Annotated in this window: 24 protein-coding genes and 1 pseudogene; 15 read left to right on the top strand and 10 right to left on the bottom strand. The window is 54.5% G+C overall.

Annotated features, from left to right (window positions below):
* Positions 1 to 44: 44 nt before the first annotated feature.
* From rnc to B5F88_RS02745, 10 genes are all read left to right on the top strand, one after another.
* Positions 45 to 716 (top strand): ribonuclease III, encoded by a 672-nt coding sequence (rnc, locus tag B5F88_RS02790; protein ID WP_087341463.1) that lies wholly within the window; start codon positions 45 to 47, stop codon positions 714 to 716.
* Positions 717 to 1330: 614 nt separating this feature from the next.
* Entirely contained in the window at positions 1331 to 1585 is a 255-nt protein-coding gene (locus B5F88_RS20585; RefSeq protein WP_087341462.1) for a hypothetical protein, read from the top strand.
* A 31-nt stretch (positions 1586 to 1616) separates the two neighbouring features.
* Complete coding sequence (gene istA, locus B5F88_RS02780) at positions 1617 to 2807, top strand: IS21 family transposase (protein ID WP_242959607.1); 1191 nt, start codon at positions 1617 to 1619, stop codon at positions 2805 to 2807.
* Entirely contained in the window at positions 2800 to 3534 is a 735-nt protein-coding gene (istB, locus tag B5F88_RS02775) for an IS21-like element helper ATPase IstB (RefSeq protein WP_087341460.1), read from the top strand. The genes istA and istB overlap by 8 nt, the downstream gene beginning before the upstream one ends.
* Before the next feature lie 402 nt (positions 3535 to 3936).
* Positions 3937 to 4542: an MptD family putative ECF transporter S component gene (locus tag B5F88_RS02770; protein ID WP_087341459.1), complete on the top strand. Its 606-nt coding sequence runs from the start codon at positions 3937 to 3939 to the stop codon at positions 4540 to 4542.
* A 1-nt stretch (position 4543) separates the two neighbouring features.
* Positions 4544 to 5215 carry an energy-coupling factor transporter transmembrane component T gene (locus B5F88_RS02765; RefSeq protein ID WP_087341458.1) on the top strand — a complete coding sequence of 224 codons (672 nt, stop codon included), beginning with the start codon at positions 4544 to 4546 and terminating at the stop codon, positions 5213 to 5215.
* Positions 5216 to 5229: 14 nt separating this feature from the next.
* The gene (locus tag B5F88_RS02760; RefSeq protein WP_087341457.1) at positions 5230 to 6612 is read left to right on the top strand and encodes an energy-coupling factor ABC transporter ATP-binding protein; all 1383 of its coding nucleotides are present in this window, start codon (positions 5230 to 5232) and stop codon (positions 6610 to 6612) included.
* Between the two features lie 13 nt (positions 6613 to 6625).
* The gene (locus tag B5F88_RS02755; protein ID WP_087341456.1) at positions 6626 to 7576 is read left to right on the top strand and encodes an AraC family transcriptional regulator; all 951 of its coding nucleotides are present in this window, start codon (positions 6626 to 6628) and stop codon (positions 7574 to 7576) included.
* 124 nt (positions 7577 to 7700) lie between these two features.
* Complete coding sequence (locus B5F88_RS02750; protein ID WP_087341455.1) at positions 7701 to 9467, top strand: ABC transporter ATP-binding protein; 1767 nt, start codon at positions 7701 to 7703, stop codon at positions 9465 to 9467.
* Position 9468: 1 nt separating this feature from the next.
* On the top strand, positions 9469 to 11007 hold the full coding sequence (locus B5F88_RS02745; RefSeq protein ID WP_242959606.1) for an ABC transporter ATP-binding protein: 1539 nt from the start codon (positions 9469 to 9471) through the stop codon (positions 11005 to 11007).
* A gap of 25 nt (positions 11008 to 11032) precedes the next feature.
* On the opposite strand, the gene B5F88_RS02740 is transcribed toward B5F88_RS02745, so the two are convergent.
* The 6 genes from B5F88_RS02740 to B5F88_RS02710 all read right to left on the bottom strand — a co-directional run bounded on the left by B5F88_RS02740 (position 11033) and on the right by B5F88_RS02710 (position 15681).
* Entirely contained in the window at positions 11033 to 12715 is a 1683-nt protein-coding gene (locus tag B5F88_RS02740; protein ID WP_242959605.1) for a recombinase family protein, read from the bottom strand.
* A 56-nt stretch (positions 12716 to 12771) separates the two neighbouring features.
* Complete coding sequence (locus B5F88_RS21270; protein WP_242959604.1) at positions 12772 to 13179, bottom strand: DUF6870 family protein; 408 nt, start codon at positions 13177 to 13179, stop codon at positions 12772 to 12774.
* Between the two features lie 292 nt (positions 13180 to 13471).
* Entirely contained in the window at positions 13472 to 13711 is a 240-nt protein-coding gene (locus B5F88_RS02725) for a helix-turn-helix domain-containing protein (RefSeq protein WP_087341454.1), read from the bottom strand.
* Between the two features lie 4 nt (positions 13712 to 13715).
* Positions 13716 to 14147 (bottom strand): sigma-70 family RNA polymerase sigma factor, encoded by a 432-nt coding sequence (locus tag B5F88_RS02720; RefSeq protein WP_087341453.1) that lies wholly within the window; start codon positions 14145 to 14147, stop codon positions 13716 to 13718.
* Positions 14148 to 14636: 489 nt separating this feature from the next.
* Positions 14637 to 15272, bottom strand: a complete 636-nt coding sequence (locus B5F88_RS02715) for a CatB-related O-acetyltransferase (protein ID WP_087341452.1) — start codon at positions 15270 to 15272, stop codon at positions 14637 to 14639.
* A gap of 145 nt (positions 15273 to 15417) precedes the next feature.
* Positions 15418 to 15681, bottom strand: a complete 264-nt coding sequence (locus B5F88_RS02710; RefSeq protein ID WP_087341451.1) for a CD3324 family protein — start codon at positions 15679 to 15681, stop codon at positions 15418 to 15420.
* A gap of 297 nt (positions 15682 to 15978) precedes the next feature.
* Between B5F88_RS02710 and B5F88_RS02705 the strand changes: the two genes are divergently transcribed.
* The 5 genes from B5F88_RS02705 (at position 15979) to B5F88_RS02685 (ending at position 19575) form a co-directional block, all read left to right on the top strand.
* The gene (locus B5F88_RS02705; RefSeq protein ID WP_087341450.1) at positions 15979 to 16350 is read left to right on the top strand and encodes a helix-turn-helix transcriptional regulator; all 372 of its coding nucleotides are present in this window, start codon (positions 15979 to 15981) and stop codon (positions 16348 to 16350) included.
* A gap of 260 nt (positions 16351 to 16610) precedes the next feature.
* Complete coding sequence (gene mobC, locus B5F88_RS02700) at positions 16611 to 16934, top strand: plasmid mobilization relaxosome protein MobC (RefSeq protein WP_087341449.1); 324 nt, start codon at positions 16611 to 16613, stop codon at positions 16932 to 16934.
* Positions 16901 to 18235, top strand: coding sequence for a relaxase/mobilization nuclease domain-containing protein (locus B5F88_RS02695; protein WP_087341448.1), 1335 nt, complete (start codon positions 16901 to 16903; stop codon positions 18233 to 18235). The genes mobC and B5F88_RS02695 overlap by 34 nt, the downstream gene beginning before the upstream one ends.
* Positions 18232 to 18597, top strand: a complete 366-nt coding sequence (locus B5F88_RS02690; protein WP_087341447.1) for a cysteine-rich VLP domain-containing protein — start codon at positions 18232 to 18234, stop codon at positions 18595 to 18597. The genes B5F88_RS02695 and B5F88_RS02690 overlap by 4 nt, the downstream gene beginning before the upstream one ends.
* A gap of 75 nt (positions 18598 to 18672) precedes the next feature.
* On the top strand, positions 18673 to 19575 hold the full coding sequence (locus tag B5F88_RS02685; RefSeq protein ID WP_087341446.1) for a Bro-N domain-containing protein: 903 nt from the start codon (positions 18673 to 18675) through the stop codon (positions 19573 to 19575).
* A 183-nt stretch (positions 19576 to 19758) separates the two neighbouring features.
* On the opposite strand, the gene B5F88_RS02680 is transcribed toward B5F88_RS02685, so the two are convergent.
* From B5F88_RS02680 to B5F88_RS02665, 4 genes and pseudogenes are all read right to left on the bottom strand, one after another.
* Positions 19759 to 19998 carry a helix-turn-helix domain-containing protein gene (locus B5F88_RS02680; RefSeq protein WP_087341445.1) on the bottom strand — a complete coding sequence of 80 codons (240 nt, stop codon included), beginning with the start codon at positions 19996 to 19998 and terminating at the stop codon, positions 19759 to 19761.
* A complete protein-coding gene (locus B5F88_RS02675; RefSeq protein ID WP_087341444.1) occupies positions 19995 to 20429 on the bottom strand; it encodes a sigma-70 family RNA polymerase sigma factor in 435 nt (144 codons plus the stop codon). Before B5F88_RS02675 ends, B5F88_RS02680 begins: the two co-directional genes overlap by 4 nt.
* Before the next feature lie 1121 nt (positions 20430 to 21550).
* Positions 21551 to 22291 (bottom strand): annotated as a pseudogene (locus B5F88_RS02670) (type IV secretory system conjugative DNA transfer family protein); the annotation flags it as partial.
* Positions 22288 to 22764 (bottom strand): PcfB family protein, encoded by a 477-nt coding sequence (locus B5F88_RS02665; protein WP_076778845.1) that lies wholly within the window; start codon positions 22762 to 22764, stop codon positions 22288 to 22290. The pseudogene B5F88_RS02670 and the gene B5F88_RS02665, both read right to left, overlap by 4 nt.
* Between the last annotated feature and the right edge of the window lie 7 nt (positions 22765 to 22771).

Raw genomic sequence — 22771 nt, 5'->3', positions numbered from 1 at the left:
CCCCGCCGCCGGCGGGGCTCCCGCTTTGAAAGGAAGGGACAGCGATGGAAGCGCTGGAGGAGAAGCTGGGCTATCGCTTTACAAACCGGGCGCTGCTAGAAAACGCCCTCACCCACAGCTCCTACGCCAACGAGCACAAGGCCAAGGGGGCCCAGAGCAACGAGCGGCTGGAGTTTCTGGGGGACTCGGTGCTGGGCATGGTGACGGCGGACTATCTGTACCGCGCCCACCCCGACCTGCCGGAGGGGGACCTGACCCGCACCCGGGCGGCTCTGGTGTGCGAGGGCAGCCTGGTGGAGGTGGCCCAGCAGCTGGACCTGGGGGCCTACCTGAAGCTGGGCAAGGGCGAGGACGCCGGCGGCGGCCGGGAGCGGCCCTCGATCGTGGCCGACGCGGTGGAGGCGGTGCTGGCGGCGGTGTATCTGGACGGCGGCATCGGCTCGGCCCGGAAGATCATCCAGCGGTTCATTCTGGACCGGGAGGAGGAGAAGAGCGCCAGCCGGGACTACAAGACCGCCCTGCAGGAGCTGGTCCAGCGGGAGAGCGGCCAGGTGCTGGGCTATCAGCTCATCGGCGCGGAGGGCCCCGACCATGCCAAGATCTTCTCGGTGGAGGTGGACCTGAACGGCGCCCCCATCGGCCAGGGCCGGGGCCGCAGCAAAAAAGAGGCGGAGCAGGCGGCGGCCAAAGCGGCCATTGAAAAACTGAAGGGCTGAATCCTCTGGGGACCACAGACGAGCTGTGGTCCCTTTTTTATGGGGCAGCGGCCCAAAAGGGTTTGCATTGAGGGGTATTCCTTGATATAATATTTTATTCAAAAGTTCAGTTTGCAGCGAGGTGGGTGCTTTTGTATTTAAAAGCGCTGAAAATACATAGAGAACCCACCAAACCGCTGTAATGCCTGGAAAATCGTTGATTTGATGGTATGGCTGCCTAATGAATTACACCAATTTTACACCAGTTGAGACAGGGTCTGATATAGCACGTAGGTATAGTACAGTTATAATTGGGGAAGCAGTCGTTTCGATTTTGCCTCTTTTGGCAGAAACGGCCGCTGCAATATAAAAGATTAAAGGGGTTTGGGGATGTACCAAGTAAAGAATACCCCAAAAGAATACTGCAAAAGAAACGCCCGAGACTTACGAGCCTCGGGCGTAATTCTATATTTGTGGTGTGTAAAATTGTTTTCGGTAAAATGAAAATGTAGCAAAGGCTACCCAAAAAGTGAGCACCCCAATGGCAAATAAAAATGAGCCATTGTCAGCACCCGAAATAAACGCTACCCTTTAGGTGGGATAACCCATAAGGGGGTAGCAGAAAGGTGTTACGAATGGCTCAAATCAAGTATATCAAAGACCTCTACGAAAATGAAGAGGCAAGTTTGCGGGAAATATGCCGCATAACCGGCCACAGCTTTGAGACTGTCCGCAAGTACGCCTACCAGGAAAACTGGAGCGAGGACAATCTGCCGGATATTGAGCCACAGAGCTATCCGGTGCTGCAAGACTTCATCCCCATCATTGATAAATGGCTGGAGGAGGACCGAAAGGCCCCCAGGAAACAGCGCCTACCACCGCCTGTGTGATGAGCATGGGTTTACTGGCTGCTATTCCACCGTGAAGAAGTATGTCCGCAAGAAAAAATATGTCATGAAAACTCTGAGTGCCGGGTATCTCCCACTGGAGCACCCCAAAGGCTGGGGACAGGTGGACTTCGGCCTTGCGGAAGGCGAATGGGCCGCTACTGGAGAACGCTTTCCGTTCTATGCGCTGACGATCTCATTCCCCGGCTCTAACAACGGAGTAACGCAAGCGTTCCCGTCTCAAAACCAAGAGTGCCTGCTGGAAGGCATGAAGCGGATTTTTGAGCACATTGGCGGCGTCCCTCCCAGGCTGCGGTTTGACAACATGACCACGGCGGTTGCTCAGGTACTAAAAGATGGTGAGCGTGTCCTTACGGACGGCTTTACCCGCTTTATGCTCCACTACCGTTTCCAAGCTGATTTTTGCAATCCGGCTTCCGGCAACGAAAAAGGCAATGTAGAGAACAAGGTTGGTTACAGCCGCCGCAATGCGTTTGTCCCGGTCCCAGTCATTACCTCGTTTGAGGAATTTAATGAACAGCTCTTGGAGTGGTGCGAAAAGGACGCTGACCGGCTCCACTACAAGCACAAGGTTCCCATCCGGGAACTTTGGGAAGAGGACAAGGCGGCACTTTTAGAGCTGCCGCAGTATCCCTTCTCTGTGTTCCGCTACACGACGCTTACCGTGAGTAAAACAGGCTTTGCAACGATTGAGACGAATAAATACGGGCTATCTCCCATGCTGGCCGGCGAAAAAGTACAGGCCAAAATCTTCTATGACCATGTAGCGTTTTACCACGACCACAGACCGGTTGGACGCTTTCCCAGAAGCTACAAGACCAATGATGAGGTCTACGACTGGACGCAGTATGTGTCCACCCTCTGCAAAAAGCCAGGAGCGATTGAGCATACCCGTTTCTTCCACCAAATGCCGCAACGGTGGCAGGATTATCTTGCTTCCACCAAGGGAAAAGAGCGGAAGAGCGCCCTGCAACTTCTCAGCGAAATCGTTGCTGACGGAAACTCTGAGTTCTGTGATGATGCTCTGGAAATGGCAGCCGCCAATGGCCGGGCCGATGTGGACAGCCTGCGGCAGTGTTATTACATGATTGCCAAGAAGGAGTACCGCCCAGATCCGCTTAAACTCTCCGGAGCCCCATTGCTGAACTACAATCCAAACCTCTCAGCCTATGATGGCCTGATGGGAGGTGAGGCTCATGGCTGAACAGATTGAACAGCTCATGCGGCAAGTGAAGCTGGGCGGCATGGCGAAAGGCTGGCGGAGCGTCCCCTACGAAAATACCGAGCAGTATGTGACCGATCTCTTGACACTGGAATTGCAGGAACGAGAAACCAACCGGATTAACCGCATGGTAAAGACGGCTGGTTTCCGGGTGATGAAGACACTGGATGATTTTGTGTGGAACTCCGCCATTGAACTTCCTGGCGGCTTGCCACAGGAATACATGACCGACCTCCAGTTCCTTGCCCCAAAAGAAAACCTGATTTTTATGGGGAGCGTTGGGACGGGAAAGACCCATCTGGCTACGGCTATTGCTTTGAAAGCCTGCCAGGAGGGGCGGCGTGTCCGCTTCTTTACTGCGGCGGAGTTGGCAAACATCCTGCTGGAGAAGAACACCAAGGGGACCTTGAACAACTACCCGGGTACGCTGAAAAAGGTAGAGCTTGTTGTGATTGACGAGATTGGTTTCGTCCCTCTGCACAAGGATGCCGCTGAACTGCTGTTCCAAGTGATTTCCGATTGCTACGAGCGCAAGAGCCTGATTATTACCTCAAACCTGGAGTTCTCTCAGTGGAACACCGTCTTTGGCGACAACCGCCTGACTGCGGCACTTGTTGACCGGCTTATTCACCACAGCCATATTGTGATTTTCTCTGGGGAGAGCTACCGGCTTACCCAGTCCCTAAACCGCCAGAGAGCATACACTTAGGGTACTCAAAATTAGTGCAAAAGGGCTTTGGACACCGATGTGAGCGTTTGGCCCCCCCAGGGGACTGATGTGAGCATTAGGCCCCCCAGGGTACCCACTCTTGCAAAAGGCCCTCATCTTTCCGGGTACTCAAAAGGTGAGCATTTGGTACTTGGGAAAAGCATTGCTCACGACATGAAATCTGGTGCTGAAGGTGCTCACTTTTTTGGGGCCCTTTTGCTCACATTTTCGTTTGACAAACACACACGGGGGCAATAATCTCGTCCAATCAGAGCAAAGTCGGCCAAACAGGGCAGACAACCAGATACTCAACTGATAAAATAAGGCGATGTGAGGAGGCCGAGCGGCGTCCTGTTTTTTCAACATATTGGTTAGCAATATCTAACTAAAGGAGAGTGCGTTATGTCTGAACCAATCAAGCGCCGCGGGATGAGCGGCAAGGATGTCATCACTGTAGGGATTTTCTCAGCCATCTACTTTGTCATCAACTTCGCCTTCATGCTCCTGGGCGGGCTGCACCCGCTGCTGTGGATTTTGATGCCCGGTTTCATCGCTCTGTTCACCGGCATCCCGTATCTCATGATGTGCGCCAAGGTGCAGAAGGTAGGCTCTGTCCTCCTGATGGGCCTCATCACCGGCCTCATTTACTATGTCACCGGGCAGTTTACCGTGGTGATCCTGGTCTCCTTCGTCCTGGCCTGCGGCCTGGCGGAACTCACCCGGGGCCTCACCCATTACCGGAGCATGGCTGGCAATCTGGTGTCCTTCGTCCTGTTCTCGGTGGGCATGGTGGGCTCCCCGCTGCCCATCTGGCTGATGCGGGAGGACTTCCTGCGGCAGATCACGGAGCAGGGGATGCCGGCGGACTATGTGAATACCTTGGAAGCCCTTTCCTCCAACGTCATGCTGGTGGTGCTGTTCCTGGCTCCCGTCGTGGGCGCCATCATCGGCGGCTTCATCGCCCGGGCCATGTTCCGCAAGCACTTTGAGAAAGCCGGCCTGGTGTGAGATGGAAACAGAGCAGCGAATCTTTGACCCGAGGGCGGGGCTCTGGCTACTGATCGCCGCGAACCTGATCGCCTTTCGTCCCCACGCCTTCTGGCTGGAATTGGCCCTGATCGGACTGCTGCTGGTACTGATACTGGGCCATGGGAGGCTGACCATGGCGGCCAAATGGGCGGTGGGATACTGCGCGCTGGTGGCCTTCCAGCAATTCATCCTGCCAATGTCCCCCATGATCATCGCCACCAGCTTCACCATCTTCGCCACCTACACCCGCCGGATGTTCCCATGCCTAATGACGGGGGCATTGATGCTGACCTGCACCCCGCTGCGATATCTGATCGTAGCCCTGCGGCAGTTACATATCCCCCAGAAGCTGATTGTGGCCATTTCCGTGACGCTGCGGTATTTCCCCGCCATCCGGGAGGAGATAGGCTATATCCGGGACGCCATGAAGCTGCGGAACATCCGGGGCCTTGACCGCCTGGAGTGTACGGTGATGCCTCTCATGGTATCCGCCACGGAGACGGCGGAAGAGTTATCCGCTGCGGCTGTGACCCGCGGGATCGAAAACCCGGCCCGCAAAACCAGCGCTGTATCCCTGCGGATTTCCCCTCTGGACTTTTTGGGGATGCTGGCAGGTCTGGCCTTGCTGGTGATCTCATTTGTGGTACAATAAGGGAGGCAATGACAATGATAAGCATTGACAATGTTTCCTTCGGCTATGGGGAAGCGCAGGAGACGCTCTCCCAGGTCAGCGCCGCCATCGCGCCGGGGGAGTGCGTCCTGCTGTGCGGGGCCTCCGGCTGCGGTAAGACTACGGTGACAAAGCTGATCAACGGCCTGATCCCGGCCTTTACCCCCGGCTGCCGCCTGGAAGGGCGGGTAGAGGTGGACGGACTTGACCCGGGAACGACACCTATGTACGAGCTGGCCCGGAAAGTCGGCTCCGTATTCCAGAACCCCAAATCCCAGTTCTTCAATCTGGACACGGACAGTGAACTGGCCTTCGGTCTGGAAAATGAGGGCCGGCCGCCGGAGGAGATCCGAAGGCGGGTGGCGGATACGGTGGAGGCCCTGCATCTTCAGGAATTGCAGAGGCGGAGCATCTTCTCCCTGTCCGGTGGGCAGAAGCAGTTGCTGGCCTTCGGCTCGGTCTATGCCATGGGCCCGGAGGTTTTTGTGCTAGACGAGCCCACGGCCAATTTGGACCAGGACGCCATCGCTCGGCTCCACGACCAGATCGCCTGTTTGAAACATCAGGGCCGCACGGTGGTGATCGCGGAGCATCGGCTGTATTTCCTTACAGATCTGATCGACCGGGCGCTCTATCTGCGGGACGGGGTGCTGGAGCGTACCTTCACCCGGGCGCAGTTCTGCGCCCTGACCGATAGGGAGCGGGAGGCCCTGGGCCTGCGCACCTTGATACCTGCGGGCTGCACCCTGTCAACTGTGGCGCCAGCCGGTGTGAAAGAAGGCTTGTCCGTAGAGGGCTTGACCTGCGCCTACCGAAAGGAACCTGCTGTGTTTCAAGACCTGTCCTTTTCTGCCCGCCCCGGGGAAGTGGTGGCTATCACCGGACCCAATGGCGTGGGCAAGACCACCCTCTCCCGGTGCCTGTGCGGCCTGATCCGGGAACAGGCTGGACAGATCAGACTGGATGGCAGACCGCTGAACCGAAAGGAGCGGCAGAAGGCGGCGTTCTGCGTCATGCAGGATGTGAACCATCAGCTCTTCTCCGACAGCGTGTGGGGCGAGTGCCGGATGTCCGCACCGGATGCGCCAGACTCAACAGTGGAAGGGGTGCTGGACAGCCTCCATTTGCTGCCCTTCCGGGAGCGCCACCCCATGTCCCTGTCCGGCGGGCAGAAGCAGCGGCTGGCGGTGGCCACGGCGCTGCTGTCGGAGAAACCGATCTTGATTTTTGATGAACCCACCAGCGGCCTGGACTATGCCCGTATGGTGGAAGTGTCCGGGGTGATTCGAAGCCTGGCCCAGCAGGGGCGGATCGTGCTGGTGGTCACCCACGACCAGGAGTTTTTGCAGCGCGCTTGCGACCGGGTGCTGCGGCTCTGAGAGGAGGAGAACCATGCTGGAACGCATCATGGCGGACAATGGCTTTCCCAGCCCCGTAGCAGAGAGTGGAGGATGCCGGGTCTTCCAGTTTCACAGTGAGTCCGGGGAGGGGGTCATGACCCAGTATGACCTGTTTCCCGGCGTCTATCTCATGTATAACGACTTCCACATGGAGAGCTATGACTCCGTGTTCCGCACCACGGAAGATATGCTGTGCATCGACTACTGCCGCCAGGGCCGGATGGAGTACCCGGCGGGGCCGGATGCCTACTCCTACGTGGAGGCCGGGGACTTAAAGCTGGACCGACGGCTGGAGCACCAGGGCCACTTCACCTTCCCGCTCTCTCACTATCACGGCATTACCATCGGCTTCACCCTGCCTCTGGCTGTTCAGTCTCTGAAGGAGTGGGTGCGGGAGTTCCCGGTGGATCTGGTGCGGCTCCAGGAGAAGTTCTGCGCCGGCCGCCACCCCAGGGTGATCCACGGGGCGCCCTCTGTGGACCACATCTTCCAGGAGCTCTATGCGGTGCCGGAGCAGATCAAACTGCCTTACTTCCGCATCAAGGTGCTGGAACTGCTGTTGTACCTGGACGCACTGGAACTGGACGGGAGGACAGAGAAGCCCTACTTCTACAAATCTCAGGTGGAGAAGGTAAAGGCCGCTCACCGCCTGCTGACGGAGGATCTGGAGCGGCACTACACCATCGCGGAACTCTCAGCGCGTTTCTCTATCCCTGCCACAGCCCTGAAGGAGTGCTTCAAGTCGGTCTACGGCCAGCCGGTCAATACCTATATGCGGAACCTCCGCATGGATCGGGCCGCTCTGCTCCTGCGGCAGGAGCCCCAGGCCAGCGTGGCGGAGATCGCCGGACGGGTGGGCTACGACAGCGCCAGTAAATTCGCTGCCGTGTTCAGGGAGGCCAAAGGGAAGACCCCGCTGGAATACCGGCGGGAAGGGCGGTAAATGTTTTCGTCCAAACGGGACCGAACCGGCGCGCCGGAGCGGACAGGAACAAAGTATCTCCCTATAATCGTTGTAGTTAGCGTGAGCGAACTACAACGATTTTTCTTTGAGAGGAGTGCTGTGTATGAAGGAAAGGACCTGGCTTGGCATCCTGCTGTCCTTCGCCGCGCCCTGCCGGGGGAAGATGGCCGCCTCTGTGGTGCTGGCTATTCTCAGCGTTGCGGGTGGCTTTGTGCCATACCTTGGCGTCTATCAGATCATCCGGCTGTTTCTGGAGCGGCAGGCCAGCTGGGAGGGCATCCTGTTCTGGTGCGGCGTATGCCTTGCGGGTTACGCCATCAAGGTGGCGGGCTACGCCTTGTCCACCATGCTGGCCCATGTATCCGCCTACACCATTCTGGAGGGCTTGCGCCTCCAGGCGGCGGACCGGCTTATGGGGGCGCCCCTGGGAGAGGTGGACTCCCGGCCTATCGGCGCCATGAAGAGCACCATCGTGGACCGGATCGAGGACATCGAGCCGCCCCTGGCCCACATGATCCCGGAGCTGAGCTCCAACATCCTGCTGCCCCTGGTGGTGGCTATCGCCATGTTTGCCATCGACTGGAGGATGGGGATGGCCCTGCTGGTGACCATCCCCGTGGCACTGATTCCCATGGCATTTGGGCTGCGGACTTATAACAAAAACTACGCCGCTTACATGGCGGCCAACGCCCATGTGAACAGCGTCATTGTGGAGTATGTGGAGGGTATCCAGGTGGTCAAAGCCTTCAGCCAGGGGGAGCGGTCCTATCAGAAATTCGCCAATGCGGTGAGATCCTTCCGTGATTTTACGATGGACTGGTTCCGCTGCACCTGGGCCTCCATGAACCTGTGCCTGTCCATCCTGCCCACTACCCTGCTGGGGACGCTCCCCATGGGGATCTATCTCTATCAGACAGGGGTGCTGGACCCGGCCCAGGTGACGCTGTGCCTGATGCTGGCGCTGGGGATCGTGACCCCGCTCATGAGCGCCACTGCCTTCATCAACTCCATGAAGAGCATGCAGTTTGCTGTGAAGGACACTCGGGAGCTGCTGGACCTGCCCCAGTTGTCCCAGGTGGAGCGGGACGCGCCCCTCAATGGCTGCGATATTCAGCTGCGGGATGTGTCCTTCTCCTACGGCGGCGATGGGGAAGAAGTGCTCCACCATCTGGACCTGACCATCCCCCAGGGGAAGTTTACCGCTCTGGTGGGCCCTTCCGGCGGCGGAAAGTCCACCATCGCCCGGCTGGCGGCCCGGTTCTGGGATGTGACCGGCGGCTCCATTACCCTGGGTGGGCGGGACATCCGGGAACTGCCTCTGAAACAGCTCTCCCGGGAGATCAGCTTCGTCACCCAGGACAACTTTCTCTTTGACTGCTCCCTAAAGGAGAACATCCGGCTGGGAAGGCCGGGGGCCTCGGATGAGGAGGTGTTTGCAGCCGCCAGGGCAGCCCAGTGTGAGGAGTTCATCGGCCGTCTGGAGCACGGCTGGGACACCGCCGCCGGGGACGCGGGTAAGCAGCTCTCCGGCGGAGAGCGTCAGCGTATCGCCATCGCCCGGGCAATTTTGAAGGACGCGCCCATCGTCATTTTGGACGAGGCCACCGCCTTCACGGACCCGGAGAATGAGGACAAGATCCAGAGGTCCATCATGGCCCTCTCAAAAGGAAAGACCCTGCTGGTGATTGCCCACCGGCTGTCTACCATTCAGAACGCGGATCAGATCGTGGTGCTGGAGAAGGGGCAGATCGTGGACAGAGGCACCCAGAGGGAGCTGCTGGATCGCTGCCCGCTGTATCAGACGTTGTGGGCGGCGCATGTTGGGGCACGGAGCTGGGCCGTGACATCGGGTGAAAAGGAGGGAAACTGAGATGTTTCACAGTGTCGGACGCATATTGAGGTGGGCGAAGGGCTACCGGAGACGCATGATTCTGGGCTTTGTCTGCTCCTTCTTCGCCACCTGGTGTACCGCCGGGCCGGTGATGCTGGCCGCCTGGGCCCTGGGCCGGCTGATCGGGAACGCCTGGGGAGAAAGCGAAATCTCCGCTTCGCTCCCTTGGCTGTGCCTGGTCGGGATCACGGCGCTGATTTTGCTGCGGTTCCTCTTCACCTACTGGAAGAACCGGCTCCAGGAGAGCATCGGCACGGAGCGGGCGGCAGACCAGCGCATGGAGCTGGGGGATGTGCTGAAACGGGTGTCCCTGGGATACTTCGCAAGGAACAACCTGGGGGACATCCTGACCGCCCTCACCACGGAGCTGAGCACGCTGGAACTTCAGAGCATGAAGATGGTGGACGCGGTGATCAACGGCTATATCCAGGTGGCGGTAATCCTGCTGTGCGTGGCCATCTTCTGCCCGCCCGCGGCCCTGGTGGCGCTGGTCGGCGTCTTGGTTTCCGCCTTTGCCCTGCGGGGCATCGGCCGGCAGAGCGCCCGCACCGCCCCGGTGGGCCACCGGGCCCAGGAGGCTCTCTCCGGCGCGGCCATCGAGTACATCCACGGCCTGCCGGTGGTGAAGTCCTTCGGCCAGGACGGGGTATCCGTCCAGCGGTTCCGAGAGGCATGCCGGGACAACAAGGCCATCCGCATCAAGAATGAGTTTGGATTCGTGCCCTGGAATTGCCTGCACCTGTTTGCTCTGCGGGCTGCGTCCGTGGGGCTGGTCCTTACCGCCGGGCAGCAGGCTCTGGTGGGGGCTTTGCCGCTCCCGTATTTCCTGATGATCGCCCTGTTCTCCTTCACTATCTTCGGCAGCGTGGAGGCCATCAACGACGCGGCACACGTCCTGTCGGTGACTGACTCGGTGCTGGACCGGCTGGAGGAACTGGAGCACACCGACTTCATCGACAAGGACGGACGGGAGATCACCCCGGAGAAGTTCGATGTGGCCCTCTCCCATGTGTCCTTCGGCTACGGCCAGCGGGAGGTGCTCCACGATGTGACCTTTACCGCGCCCCAGGGGACCACCACCGCCATCGTGGGGCCTTCCGGCTCCGGCAAGAGCACCATCTGCAATCTGGTGGCCCGGTTCTACGATGCGGACAGCGGGACCGTGTCCGTCGGCGGCCGCGACGTACGGGAGTACACGTGCGAGAGCCTGCTGCGGAACATCTCCATGGTCTTTCAGAATGTGTATCTCTTCCAGGACAGCGTGGAGAACAACATCAAGTTCGGATGCCCCGACGCCACCCATGAGCAGGTGGTGGCCGCCGCCAGGGCCGCTTGCTGCCACGACTTCATCATGGCCCTGCCAGATGGGTATGACACAGTGGTCGGGGAGGGCGGCTCCACCCTTTCCGGCGGGGAGAAGCAGCGCATTTCCATCGCCCGGGCCATCTTGAAGGACGCCCCTATTGTCATCCTGGACGAGGCTACAGCCTCGTTCTTTTATACACAACTTTGCGCCTGAAAAATCAGGAGAGGAAAGCCGCCGGTTAGACGGCCTCCGTCCTGACAACACTCAACTTCGGACGGTTCGCTTCGATAAAGTCCAAAATCCGTTGGTGCTGGTCTGCAAAGTTAAATTCCACATCAATTTGTTTTCCCTCGTAAATGTTAATCTGTTTAATCAAGGCAACAACAATACCGCGCTCCAAATGGTCGATGTTCTTGTACTTCAAAAAAGTTTGCAGGTACGGGTCGTCGGAAGTAATACCGTTTGAAACAAAGGTCTGTTCCTCTTGAAGATTAGCAATCGTCTGTCGGATTTCTTCGGCCTGTTCTTCAAACTTCGCTTTCATACGGTGGTATTCTTCCCGTGTCAAGTCGCCGCTTTTCCAGTCGATATACAGGCTGTCACAAAGGTTTGTCACCTTATGAAGTTCCTGCTCCTTGGTTTTAAGCTGCTTCTCGATCCTCGTTGATTGATTACGCACTACGGGGGCTTGGTTGATTTCATCAATAATTTGTGTAAGGGTTTCACAGAGGGCAATCTGTTTTTTAACGGTTTCAAAGACTACCTGCTCTACAAGTTCGTCCCGGATGGTGTGGCTGGTGCATAAACCTCTGTTCTTCATAATGTACGTTTTACAGCTATAATAAGTGTACCCCTTGGAAGTCCGGCGCGTCATGCCTCGCTTGCAATCTCCACAGCGGAGAAAGCCGGAGAACAGGTACACCGTTTTTGCTTTCGGGGAAGTACGCACATTCCGTTCCAAAAGTTCCTGCGCCCGGTCATAGGTTTCTTGGTCGATAATGGCCTCATGGGTGTTTTCCACCCAGAACCAATCTTCTTCCGGGATCGGGACAATGGTATGAACCTTATAGCTTTTTACTTGGTGCCGTCCTTGTACCATGTGGCCTAAATACGTCGGGTTTTTCAGCATATTCACAATGGTGCGGTCGCTCCAATAGACCTTGCCTGTCTGCGCATGGGGATTGTGATAGTTCAATCCCAACTGTTGCTTATAGGCTGTGGGGCTTGGAATACCTAAATCAATCAGTTTTCTTGCAATCGCGTTTTTGTTCATGCCCTCATATACATACCATCTGAAAATGTCTTGCACAACAGGGGCGGTTTCAGGATTGACGATTAGCTTATGATAGTCGTTCGGGTCTTTCAGATACCCATACGGGGCGAAAGCTCCGATAAACTGTCCTTGGCTACGCTTCATATCCAAAACGCTGCGGATTTTGATTGATGTCTGGTAGCAATGCTGGTCGTTCATGTAGCTTTGCATCTTGGTGGCAATGCTGCTGATTTCTTCGGGCCGTAGGTAGCTGTCCAGTGCTGGAAGCTCTACGGAGATAAAACGAACATCCAGAGAAACGAACACATATTCCAAATAGTGACCGCACTCATAGTCATTTCTGGACAATCGGGAAAGGTCTTTGACGATTACGCAGTTAATTTTTTTTGCGTAGATGTCGGACAAAAGCCTTTGAAAATCCTCCCGGTCGCTGTCGGTTCCCGTCCGGCCATCGTCCTGATAGTCGCCTACCACTTGGATTTCCGGGTGCTGGGACAGATAGTAGTCCAGTATGGCGTCTTGGTTCTCAATGCTGTAACTTACGTCGTGTCCGTCCTCTTTGGAAAGCCGTTTGTATTTTCCGCATTTCCAAATCTTTTTGCCGTTCTCTGTGAATGTGTTGTTAGAAGATTTTCTGCCTCGTTTCACGATACCTCCAATCCTCTATAATCACAATACGATTATAGCATAAAAAGGCGGGAAAATCAGCTTCTTTTCAGCCCAATAAAGTAATTTTTGAGAAGGCTGTCAAGGCTGTTCCCCTTGTCGGCAAAGTGAATAGAAACAACCGCATCCCCACAGCGAAAGCAGTAGGGATTTTTGATTTTTTCCAGATAGTCCATCATGCGCTGTTCAGGCGGCAGGGACGTATCAACGACAACAGAACGGATGTCCACAAGGTCGTCCTTGTTGACCTCTTTTATATTTTGCTGGCGCATACGAGCCAGCGCATCACTACTAATCACAGTGTCCTCCTTTCCGAACTGAAAGAGGACGGCATTGTTTGTTGCCAAAAATGGACTATAAACGGACGGCTGTTGGCACAGCTCCACGGGAATTTCACCCCGGCCCATGCTGATGGGTGCGCCGCGCAATGCTGTGAGGGCGTTCAACGCGGGAGTCTCATTGTCTTGCCTGTGCTTCATCGCCCACAGGTTGCCACACCTGTTTTACGGTCTGGTGTTTATCGCTCACCCGTTACAGTGGCCCCGTCCTGCGGGCTTGAAACGGCGTCATGGCGCATCGTCCGATTGGCTCAACACAGACAGATCGTGTCCGTCTGTCCTATGATGCGCCGCCGTTATCTTGCGGGCATATTTGTCAAGGTGCAGCCTGCGGCCTCCGGGTCAGCGAAAACGTGGAAAGGAAGAAATAAAGACATTTCCGTTTCCGGGGCCGGTTCCGTCACTCTATCGTGACAACGATGGAATGAATGAGCTTGATCTGCAATCGACGCTTCATGTACTCGTCCACGTCATAATGCACATTGCCGCTTCCGTCGATGTACTTTCGGACACACAATTTGTTTATGTACCCGTCGTAATGGCGCAGAATGCGGTCAATCGCATCAACGTCACCGGCGCAGGCTGCGTCAATTACAGCATCAGACAAAGGGGCAAAGCCCTTATAGCTCGGCTGCTTCATTTCCTCAACCTCCCTCCGGCATGATTGCCATCAGCTTCACTCGCAGTTCTTTCAGCGTCTTTGTCCTGTGGCGCTGTACGGCGCTTTTGGACATTCCCATGAGCCTGCCGATCTCCACGTCATTCAGCTCCATAACACAATGCAGGATCAAGATACTCTGTTCCTGCTGGGGCAGTACGGCAAAGGCTTCGGCTACAAGCTCGTTGTCGATCCGCAGGTCGTACCCGTGGGAATGAAAGATATAGCTTTCACACGGATAGTCGTCCCTGACCGAGAGCTTGTCCCAGTCCGCGGGGGAAAGCTCGTCCAGAGATATTTCCATATCCCGGCGGCGCTGCATCTCCCGCAGATAGTCAATGGCTTCATGGTAGAGAACCAGCTTGCAGTAACGGTCAAACTGGCCCCATTCGCCAAATTTGCGGTTGGGTGTTTCCATCTTCTCACCCCCTTTCTGTGGGGGATTAGGTGGGTTCCTCCCTTTCCGCACATAGAGCGAATGGAAATCGTTCTGCGGCCCGCTAAACGCCTCCTTTTTGAAATTTTTTTGAGAGAATTATTCGCCGCTGATACAGGCCGCAGAAAACAACAAATTTCGCCCGGCAGGTCATAGACCCACCGGGCGAAAGTGAAAGCAATATGAAGATAATTTACATGATATAGTTCATACTCATGGCCGCTTGTCCCCGCTGCCGAGGAAAGGCTTTTTAGGGGCGGTGCAACCCCTGTCTTATTTTGTCGAAACGCTTTTGGCTTCATGGCGGCTCCCTCCGTGGGCCGCCGATCCTGTCATCGTCAGGGCGTCGTCAGTTTGAGGGCAAAGAGAACGGCGGCCTTGATTTTCTCAAAACCGCCGAAAAAGAAATATAGGCGTGTCTATACGTCTACTGCACGACGGCTTTTTTTCTTTGCCGTCGTGCGGCAGTATTTACAAATATTTTCTTTCCAAATCGGTGATTTTTCCTGATTGAATTTCTGCAATATGCTCTTTGATTTGCTCTACCGGCCAATCCCACCATTTCATTTTCAGCAATGCTGCTATATCGTCGTTTGAAAAGCGTTTTCGTATTGGTTTAGCCGGAACGCCACCCACGATAGTATAGGGGGGAACATCTTTTGTCACAACAGCTCTTGTGCCAATGATAGCACCGTCTCCAATAGTTACTCCTGCGAAGATCACTGCCTCATATCCAATCCAAACGTCATTTCCGATAACAATGTCTCCTTTATTGTCCCACGCATCGGTTATATGGCTAACGTCAAGGCCCCATTCCTCAAAGAAGATAGGAAAAGGATAAGTCGCGAGTGAAGTCATACTATGATTAGCACTATTAAATAAAAAACGTGCGCCACAGGCAATGGAGCAAAACTTTCCGATAATCAACTTGTCGTGGTTAATAGGATAATGATAAAGAACATTATTCTTTTGAAAATCAACGGGATCATTTACAAAATCGTTATACATGGTATAGTCACCAACAACAATGGCGGGGTTGGTGATAACATTTTTCAAGTAGACGGTTTCTTTATCGCTGCTTCGCGGATATATTTTCTCTGCTTGCATAATTTTCCCTTTCTCTCTTTAGTCAATAAATATATTCTTAGTTGCGCTTCTATCATACTGCTGCAACAACAAGTTTTCTATCCACCAAATGATACCGAACCAATCTATATAAAAAGCAGGGGCTGCGAAATGCAACCCCTGCCACTTATTTCTGATAAATAATTTTTCTTATGGCATATACGGACAAACAATACTTCTCGGCTAACCGTTCCATAGAAATACCTTGTTGATATTCGTCTACGATTTTGCGGTTCCGTTGCAGTAATTCTCGTCGATAGCCCGATACTTCTCCCCATTGCTTTTGCTGTGCTTGATCGGTTGGTACATAAATATATCCACCTTGAATATAGCTTTGCAGCTCTTTGACAAGTTTTTCGGGAAGAAGAACCCTTGCATTGATATATTTCATGTTGGCTTCCTCCTTGATGGCATTATCAAGTAAGCAAAGCCAGCATAATGAATTATGCGACGCTGTTTACTCCATGCAACTGTCGCATCTTACTGGCTTTGCATGGAGCCACGCTTCGTTTCGTTTTGTCATTGATACCACTTCTTTCTTCGTTCAAACGTTATTATTATATCACGGAAAGACATCCTATGCAAGAAGCCCCAAATCAGATTATGAATTATAAAGTTTAATTCACCTGCATATAACAACATTCCATCGGGCAAATATGAATTATACAATGTAAATGGGTGATGTTATATGGCGAAAGTAGAAGATTGCCCCGGCTTTGAAACTTTCGGCGCGGATGTAAAGGCTGCGCGGAAAGCCCGACATCTGGCGCGTAAGGCGCTGGCGGAAATGGTAGGTATTGAGTGGCGGTATCTCGCCAACATTGAGAATAAAGGGACAATCCCCAGCCTCCCGGTCGTAATCCAGCTTATCAAGACCTGCGGGCTTCCTGTGGAACGGTATTTCAATCCCGAAGTGCTGCGCTCGGAAAGTGAGCAGCGCCAGCGGGTCGGCCACAAGCTGAAACTCTGTCCCGAAGAATACCTGCCGATCATCGAGGGCGCGATTGACGGGGCCATTAAAATTGAACAGCCAAAGAAGAAAGAAACGGGGGATGCCTGAAAACCATCCTCTGTTTTCTTTTGTTTGCGAGGGACGCGGAAGCGTCCTTTATTTTTTGCACTTTTTTCAGGAGAAGCCCGTATTTTGCGGGCAGTTTAAGGCGTTCGGGACGTTCTATTAGCGGAGAAGAACAAAAACAGCAAGCATAGGAAGTGTAGCCACACTTCCGAAAAACGCACCGTCCCGCCCCTGCCGGGCCGTCCGTTTTGCTTGTTGGGGAAATCCCCAAACCCCTTTGCCGGAAAGGAGCGTGAAACGCAATGGCAAACCGAAAGCGTCAAATCGTGCTGCGCGTCCCGGTGACGCCGGAAGAACGGGCCATCATCCAGCAGAAAATGGCCCAGCTCGGCACAAAGAATTTCTCGGCCTATGCCCGGAAAATGCTGATTGACGGGTATATCATCCACATGGACACCAGCGACATCCGGGCGCAGACTGCGGAGCTGCAAAAAATCGGCGTCAACGTCAACCAGATTGCGCGGCGTATCAACAGTACCGGGGCTGTGTACGCGCAGGACGTTGAGGACATCAAGGGGGCGCTGGCACAGATATGGCAATTACAAAGATCCATCCTATCAAGGTAAATCTGAAAGCTACCCTTGACTACATCGAAAACCCGGACAAGACGGACGATAAAATGCTGGTATCGTCCTTTGGCTGTTCCTACGAAACGGCGGACATTGAATTTCAAATGCTGTTAGATCAGGCGTTCAAGAAAGGCAACAATCTGGCCCACCACCTGATACAAGCCTTTGAGCCGGGCGAAACCACGCCGGAGCAGGCCCATGAGATCGGGCGGCAGCTTGCCGACGAAGTGCTGCAAGGTAAATACCCCTATGTGCTGACTACCCACATAGACAAGGGCCATCTGCATAACCACATCATTTTTTGTGCCGTGGATATGGTACAGCAGCGCAAGTACATTTCCAACCGGCGCAGCTACGCCTACATCCGGCGAACCAGTGACCGGCTGTGCAAGGAAAACGGCCTGTCCGTCGTGAAGCCGGGCAAGGACAAGGGGAAGTCCTACGCCGAATGGGACGCCCAGCGCAAGGGCAAGAGCTGGAAAGCCAAACTGAAAATTGCTATCGACGCGGCCATCCCGCAGGCCAAAGGCTTTGACGACTTCCTGCGGCTCATGCAGGCGCAGGGCTATGAAATCAAACCGGGCAAATTCGTTTCTTTCCGCGCTCCCGGTCAGGAACGCTTCACCCGCTGTAAGACCTTGGGTGAGAACTACACCGAGGAAGCCATCACCCGCCGGATCAAGGGGCTGGCCGTGGACAGAGGCCCAAAACGGAAAGCCACAAAGGAAATCACTTTACGGATTGATTTGGAGAACAGCATCAAGGCCCAGCAGAGCGCGGGCTATGCAAAGTGGGCGAAAGTCCACAACTTGAAGCAGGCCGCCCGGACGCTGAATTTCCTGACTGAACACGGCATAGACGACTATGCGGCGCTGGAAAGCAAGGTGGCCGAAATCAGCGCGGCAAACGACGAGGCCGCCGCTGCGCTGAAAGCGGTGGAACGCCGCCTATCCGATATGGCGGTGCTGATAAAGAATATCTCCACCTACCGGCAAACCCGGCCCGTGGCGCTGGAATACAAAAAGGCCAAAGACAAGGCCGCGTACCGGCGCGAACATGAAAGCCAGCTTATCTTGTATGAGGCAGCGGCAAAGGCCATCAAGGACGCAGGCGTGACAAAGCTCCCCAATCTGGCCGCCCTGAAAGCCGAATACCGAAAGCTGGACGAGGAAAAGGAACGGCTGTACCAGAAGTACGGCGAAGTGAAAAAGGAACTGGCCGACTACGGCATCATCAAGCAGAATGTGGACAGCATTTTGCGAGTGACGCCCCATCAAGAAAGGACACAAGAGCTATGAGCATACCGAGAATGAATTACCAGCAGTACCGCAAGGCCCGGAAGCTGACGCATGAGTGCTGCAATTACTGTGACGGGAACTGCCTGCTTTTGGACGATGGAGAGGAATGTGTGTGCGTCCAGAGCATTTCCTATTCGCTGCTGTGCCGGTGGTTTCGGGCCGCCGTCCTCCCGCTGGACGCGGCCCTGTGCGCCGAGATCAGCAAGAGCCGGGACGAGGTGAAACGCTGCGTCGAGTGCGGGGCCGTGTTCACGCCGAAGTCCAACCGGGCCAAATACTGCCCCGATTGCGCGGCGCGGGTGCGCCGGAAGAAAGAAGCCGAACGGCAGCGACAAAAATACTGGCAGCTTTCCGGGAAATGAGCTGCACCAGAGGTAGATTTTTTCAAAAAGATACGATAGACTATAATTATCCCCGCGAAAGAGAGGTACATAGCAATGGGTGAATTGATAAATACTAACGCGATCCAGCTATTTGAAGATAAAAAAATCCGTACCGCATGGGACGAAGAACAAGAAGAATGGTACTTTTCCATTGTGGACGTTATTTCCGTTTTGACCGGCACAGAAAATCCCCGCCGGTATTGGAGTGACTTAAAGCGGAAGCTGAAAAAAGAGGGTGCGGTTGAGTTGTACGAGAAAATCGTACAACTGAAAATGCTGTCCTCCGATGGGAAAAGGTATAAAACTGACGTTGCCAATACAGAACAGCTATTGCGGATTATCCAGTCTGTCCCCTCCCCGAAAGCCGAGCCGTTTAAGGCATGGCTGGCAAGGGTGGGCCGGGAACGGATTGACGAAACTATTGACCCGGAACAAGCCATTGACCGGGCGTTAGAAACCTATCTGAAAAAAGGCTATTCCGAGGAATGGGTACATCAGCGCCTTTTGGCAATCCGCATCCGCAATGAGCTGACAGACGAGTGGCAAAAGCGCGGCGTGGAAAAGGGAAAGGAATATGCAATCCTGACTGACGAGATTTCCCGCGCATGGTCGGGCATGACAACCCGGCAGTACAAGAAACTGAAAGGCTTGAAAAAAGAAAACCTCCGGGACAACATGAGTGATCTGGAACTGGTTCTGACAATGCTTGCCGAAGCTACCACAACGGAGATTTCTAAAACTGTAAAGCCCGCTACTTTTTCTGAAAATCAGAAAGTGGCGCAAAAAGGCGGTTCGATTGCGGGAAATACCCGGAAAGAGATTGAAGATACAACAGGAAAGCCGGTGATTACTTCCCAAAACGCCAAAGACTTCCGGCAGCTTATAACGGATATTGTAGAGGACGCCGCCGCCATGCCAGAGCAAACAGAGGAAAAAGACGACAACAAGGATGAATAACGCCTGCATTCTACGCATTTAGGCCGCTAAAAGTCCCGCCGCAGCGGGCTTCTGGCGAACGATTGACGGGGCGGCAATAGGATTTATCCAATCCCCGCCGAAACAGACTTCTAAATGCGTAGAAAACAACCCATAAGAAAGCGCCGGACGCGGCGGCCTGCTGGCCCTGCGCCCGGCGTTTTCTCATAGGCTGTCCTTTAGGATGGCCCGGATCAGCTTGTTTTGCAAGCGGTGTTTCATGTACTCGTCCAACCGCACATGAGGCGTCCCGTCCAGCTCGTAGAGCGTCCGGGTACACAGCTTGTTTATGTAGCCGTCGTAGTACCGCAAGATGCGCTCCATTGCCAGCGGATCACCAGCGCGGGCCTCTGCAAAGACTGACAGGGGCAGAAGCACCCTGCCGTGGAATGTGGGCTGCTTCATTTCGCGTTCCTCCCTCCGCTGTCCCCCAATCTGTGCCGCAGTTCGTTCAAAGTCTTTGTGCGGTGGCGCTGGACGGCGCTGCGGGACATCCCCACAAGGCCGCCGATCTCGCCGTCCGCCATAGCCGCGACAAAACGCAGAATTAAAATCTGCTGCTCCTGCTCCGGCAGGCTGGCAAAGGCTCCGGCCACCAGCTCGTCCCGGATATGCAGGTCATAGCCAAAGGCCGAGAACATAAAACTATCGCTGGGGTATTCATCCAGTGTACAGAGCTTGTCCCATTGCGCCGGGGAAATATCTTCTAAGGATGTTTGTCGGTTACGGTATCGCTGCATTTCCCGCAAATAATCAACGGCTTCATGGTACAGAACCAGCTTGCAGTAATGGTCGAGTTGACAGCGTTCCACATAATTAGGAGTGTATTCTTTCATCTTCTCACCCCCGATCTGCGGGAGAGTGAGAAGTAAAAGCTGCTGATACCACTCCTTTCACTGGCAGCAATGTGGCGGCCCCGGCCCGCACCGAATAACCGCAGGAAACAACAAATTTCGCCCGGTAGGTTGCAGACCCACCGGGCGAAAACGGAAGCGATATGCAGTTGATTTACATGGTATAATACATATTGGCAGGCGCTTTTCCCCGTAGATGGGGACGGATTTTTTTTGATAGCGCATACCCCGTTGTATTCTGTCGAAACGCTCTTTGCTTCATGGCGGCTCCCTCCGTGGGCCGCCGATCCTGCCAACGTCAGGGTATTGTTCTTTGTAATGGCACAGAATACGGCGGCCTTGATTTATTCAAAGCCGCCATGCTTTAGTTAGGCGCAGGAAAAGGGCTGCTGTACGACGGCTTTTTTTCTTTGCCGTCGTCCGGCAGAAATTGGGGTATCTTTATTTTGATATTATTTTAAGGCCCAATTCTCGCAGAAATCTCGCAGGGAAACAGGTTTTGACAAAATTCCCCCCTTGAAATCTCACAAGTTTGTGACATTTCAAAATTTCAGAATGATAGCTTGTCGTTCCTGTCCACAAAAGATAAGATAAAAGAAATTCCAAAAAAGCACTTCATCGTGAGGTTTCTGTGACATTTGATTGGTACACTATAAAGAAAAGGATGTGAGCGAATGAGAATTTTAGTGGTTGAAGATGACCGCCTTTTGAATAGGGTCAATTTATACTAAACCACACCGACTGCGCTTTAACGCACCCACGCATTTCTGCGTGGTTTTCTTTTAGACCTGTACATTCGCAGGTTCGTCAGTCCGCCCGCCAAAGCGAACATTCTAACCATAGGTATCTTATAGACCCTCGGCCTATAGGTAACACAGTCTGCCGCCAGACCACTTTCGACCACTTTTGGCAGTGGTTACGGTTACTCTCAGCCTTTGTCATGGGGCTTCGTACAAAAGCCATTACAGCTAATGCACGCCCATCAAGGGTAGGCGTTTCAGGGCGTTACCCCGTCATTCCACCTATCAAACTATCAGTTCTCCGAACAACGGAAAACCGTTGCCCGTGCGCAGACTTTTTACCGCCTGCGAACGAGTCGCACTGACCCAAAAATCCTCGGCGCTTTTTTCGCCCTCGCCCTTGGTGTTGCAGATCAGCGTGTTTACCAGCTTCAAAATGTCTTTCTCGCTGTGGATATAGCGGAACGGGTTATACCGCATACTCTTGGAAAAGTTAATGGTATTCAGCACCTTTACCCGGTAGCCGCTGCGGACAAGGAGCTGGCCCACCTCACCGATCAGGCTGCCCTTGGGATCGGTTATCACAAATGAGGTTGGGTAGTCTTTGGACACGCATTGCATAAGGTTGGGTTTTACGAAAAATCTCGTCTTGCCGGAGCCGGAACCGCCGATTACCAGAACATTTTTATTCCTTGCGGTTTTGGGGTCTTTGGGCCGGTTATTCATGGTGAGCCGTTCCGTCTGCGTCAGCAGAATGTTGTTGTCAAAGTTGGGGTCGATGTACGGGGCAATATCTTTGGCCGTCCCCCAACGGGCGCTGCCGTATTCCTCGCCCTTGCGGTATTTCTTGGCGTTCTTGCTTTTGCAGTACACCATGAGCCGCAGGGCGGCGGCACCGGCGACGCCGATCAGCAGGTCAAAAGGGTGGAAGCTGGGGGCGGCGTTTGCAAAGGCCGCCGAACAGCCGTCCATGAAGTGCAGCAGCTTTTCCGACAAGTCCACGCCTGCCGCCAGCCGGTATGCCTGCCCCAGCTTCCCGAACAGGTAAACGAAAATCAGGTACGGGAGATTGGACAGGATCAGTTTTTTTACTTCTGGTTTCACAGTGACAGCCCCCTTTCCTTGACTTTCTCCTTGGCCCGCTGCTGCGTCTTGGCCGCAGCCTTTTGTTTCAGGGCAGATAGGGTCTTTCGGATTGAGGGCCGTTCCTCCCGGCTTAACTTCTTGGCCGTGAACTCCTTGAACGCCTGTTCCAGATTGTCGGCCTGCTTGGTCTTGAAAATCACGATATAGCGCGGCGGGTGGGTGGAACTGTCTTTCCGCAGCGTGTAGTCAATATCGTATTTCTTGGCGCAGGGCTTGAACAGGCCAATATTCGCGTCGGTGATTTCGATGTTGGAGAGGGCCGAACCGTCCTTTTTGAGCTGCCGCAGGCTTTGGTGGCCGTGGTGGGGCTTGGCTTTGCCCTTTTGCCGGGCGGCCAGAAATTTCTTCATGGCCGCCTGCAATACTTGGCCGGTCAGCTTCCCGGTTTTCACCGCTAACGCTATGGTTTTCTGGTCTACTTCTTCCTGCAACTGCTAT

The organism is Flavonifractor sp. An306 (assembly GCF_002159455.1).
Taxonomy (GTDB): Bacteria; Bacillota; Clostridia; order Oscillospirales; family Oscillospiraceae; genus Flavonifractor.
Note: the sequence above shows the minus strand (reverse complement) of the source record. Positions and strands in the feature narration are given on the sequence as shown.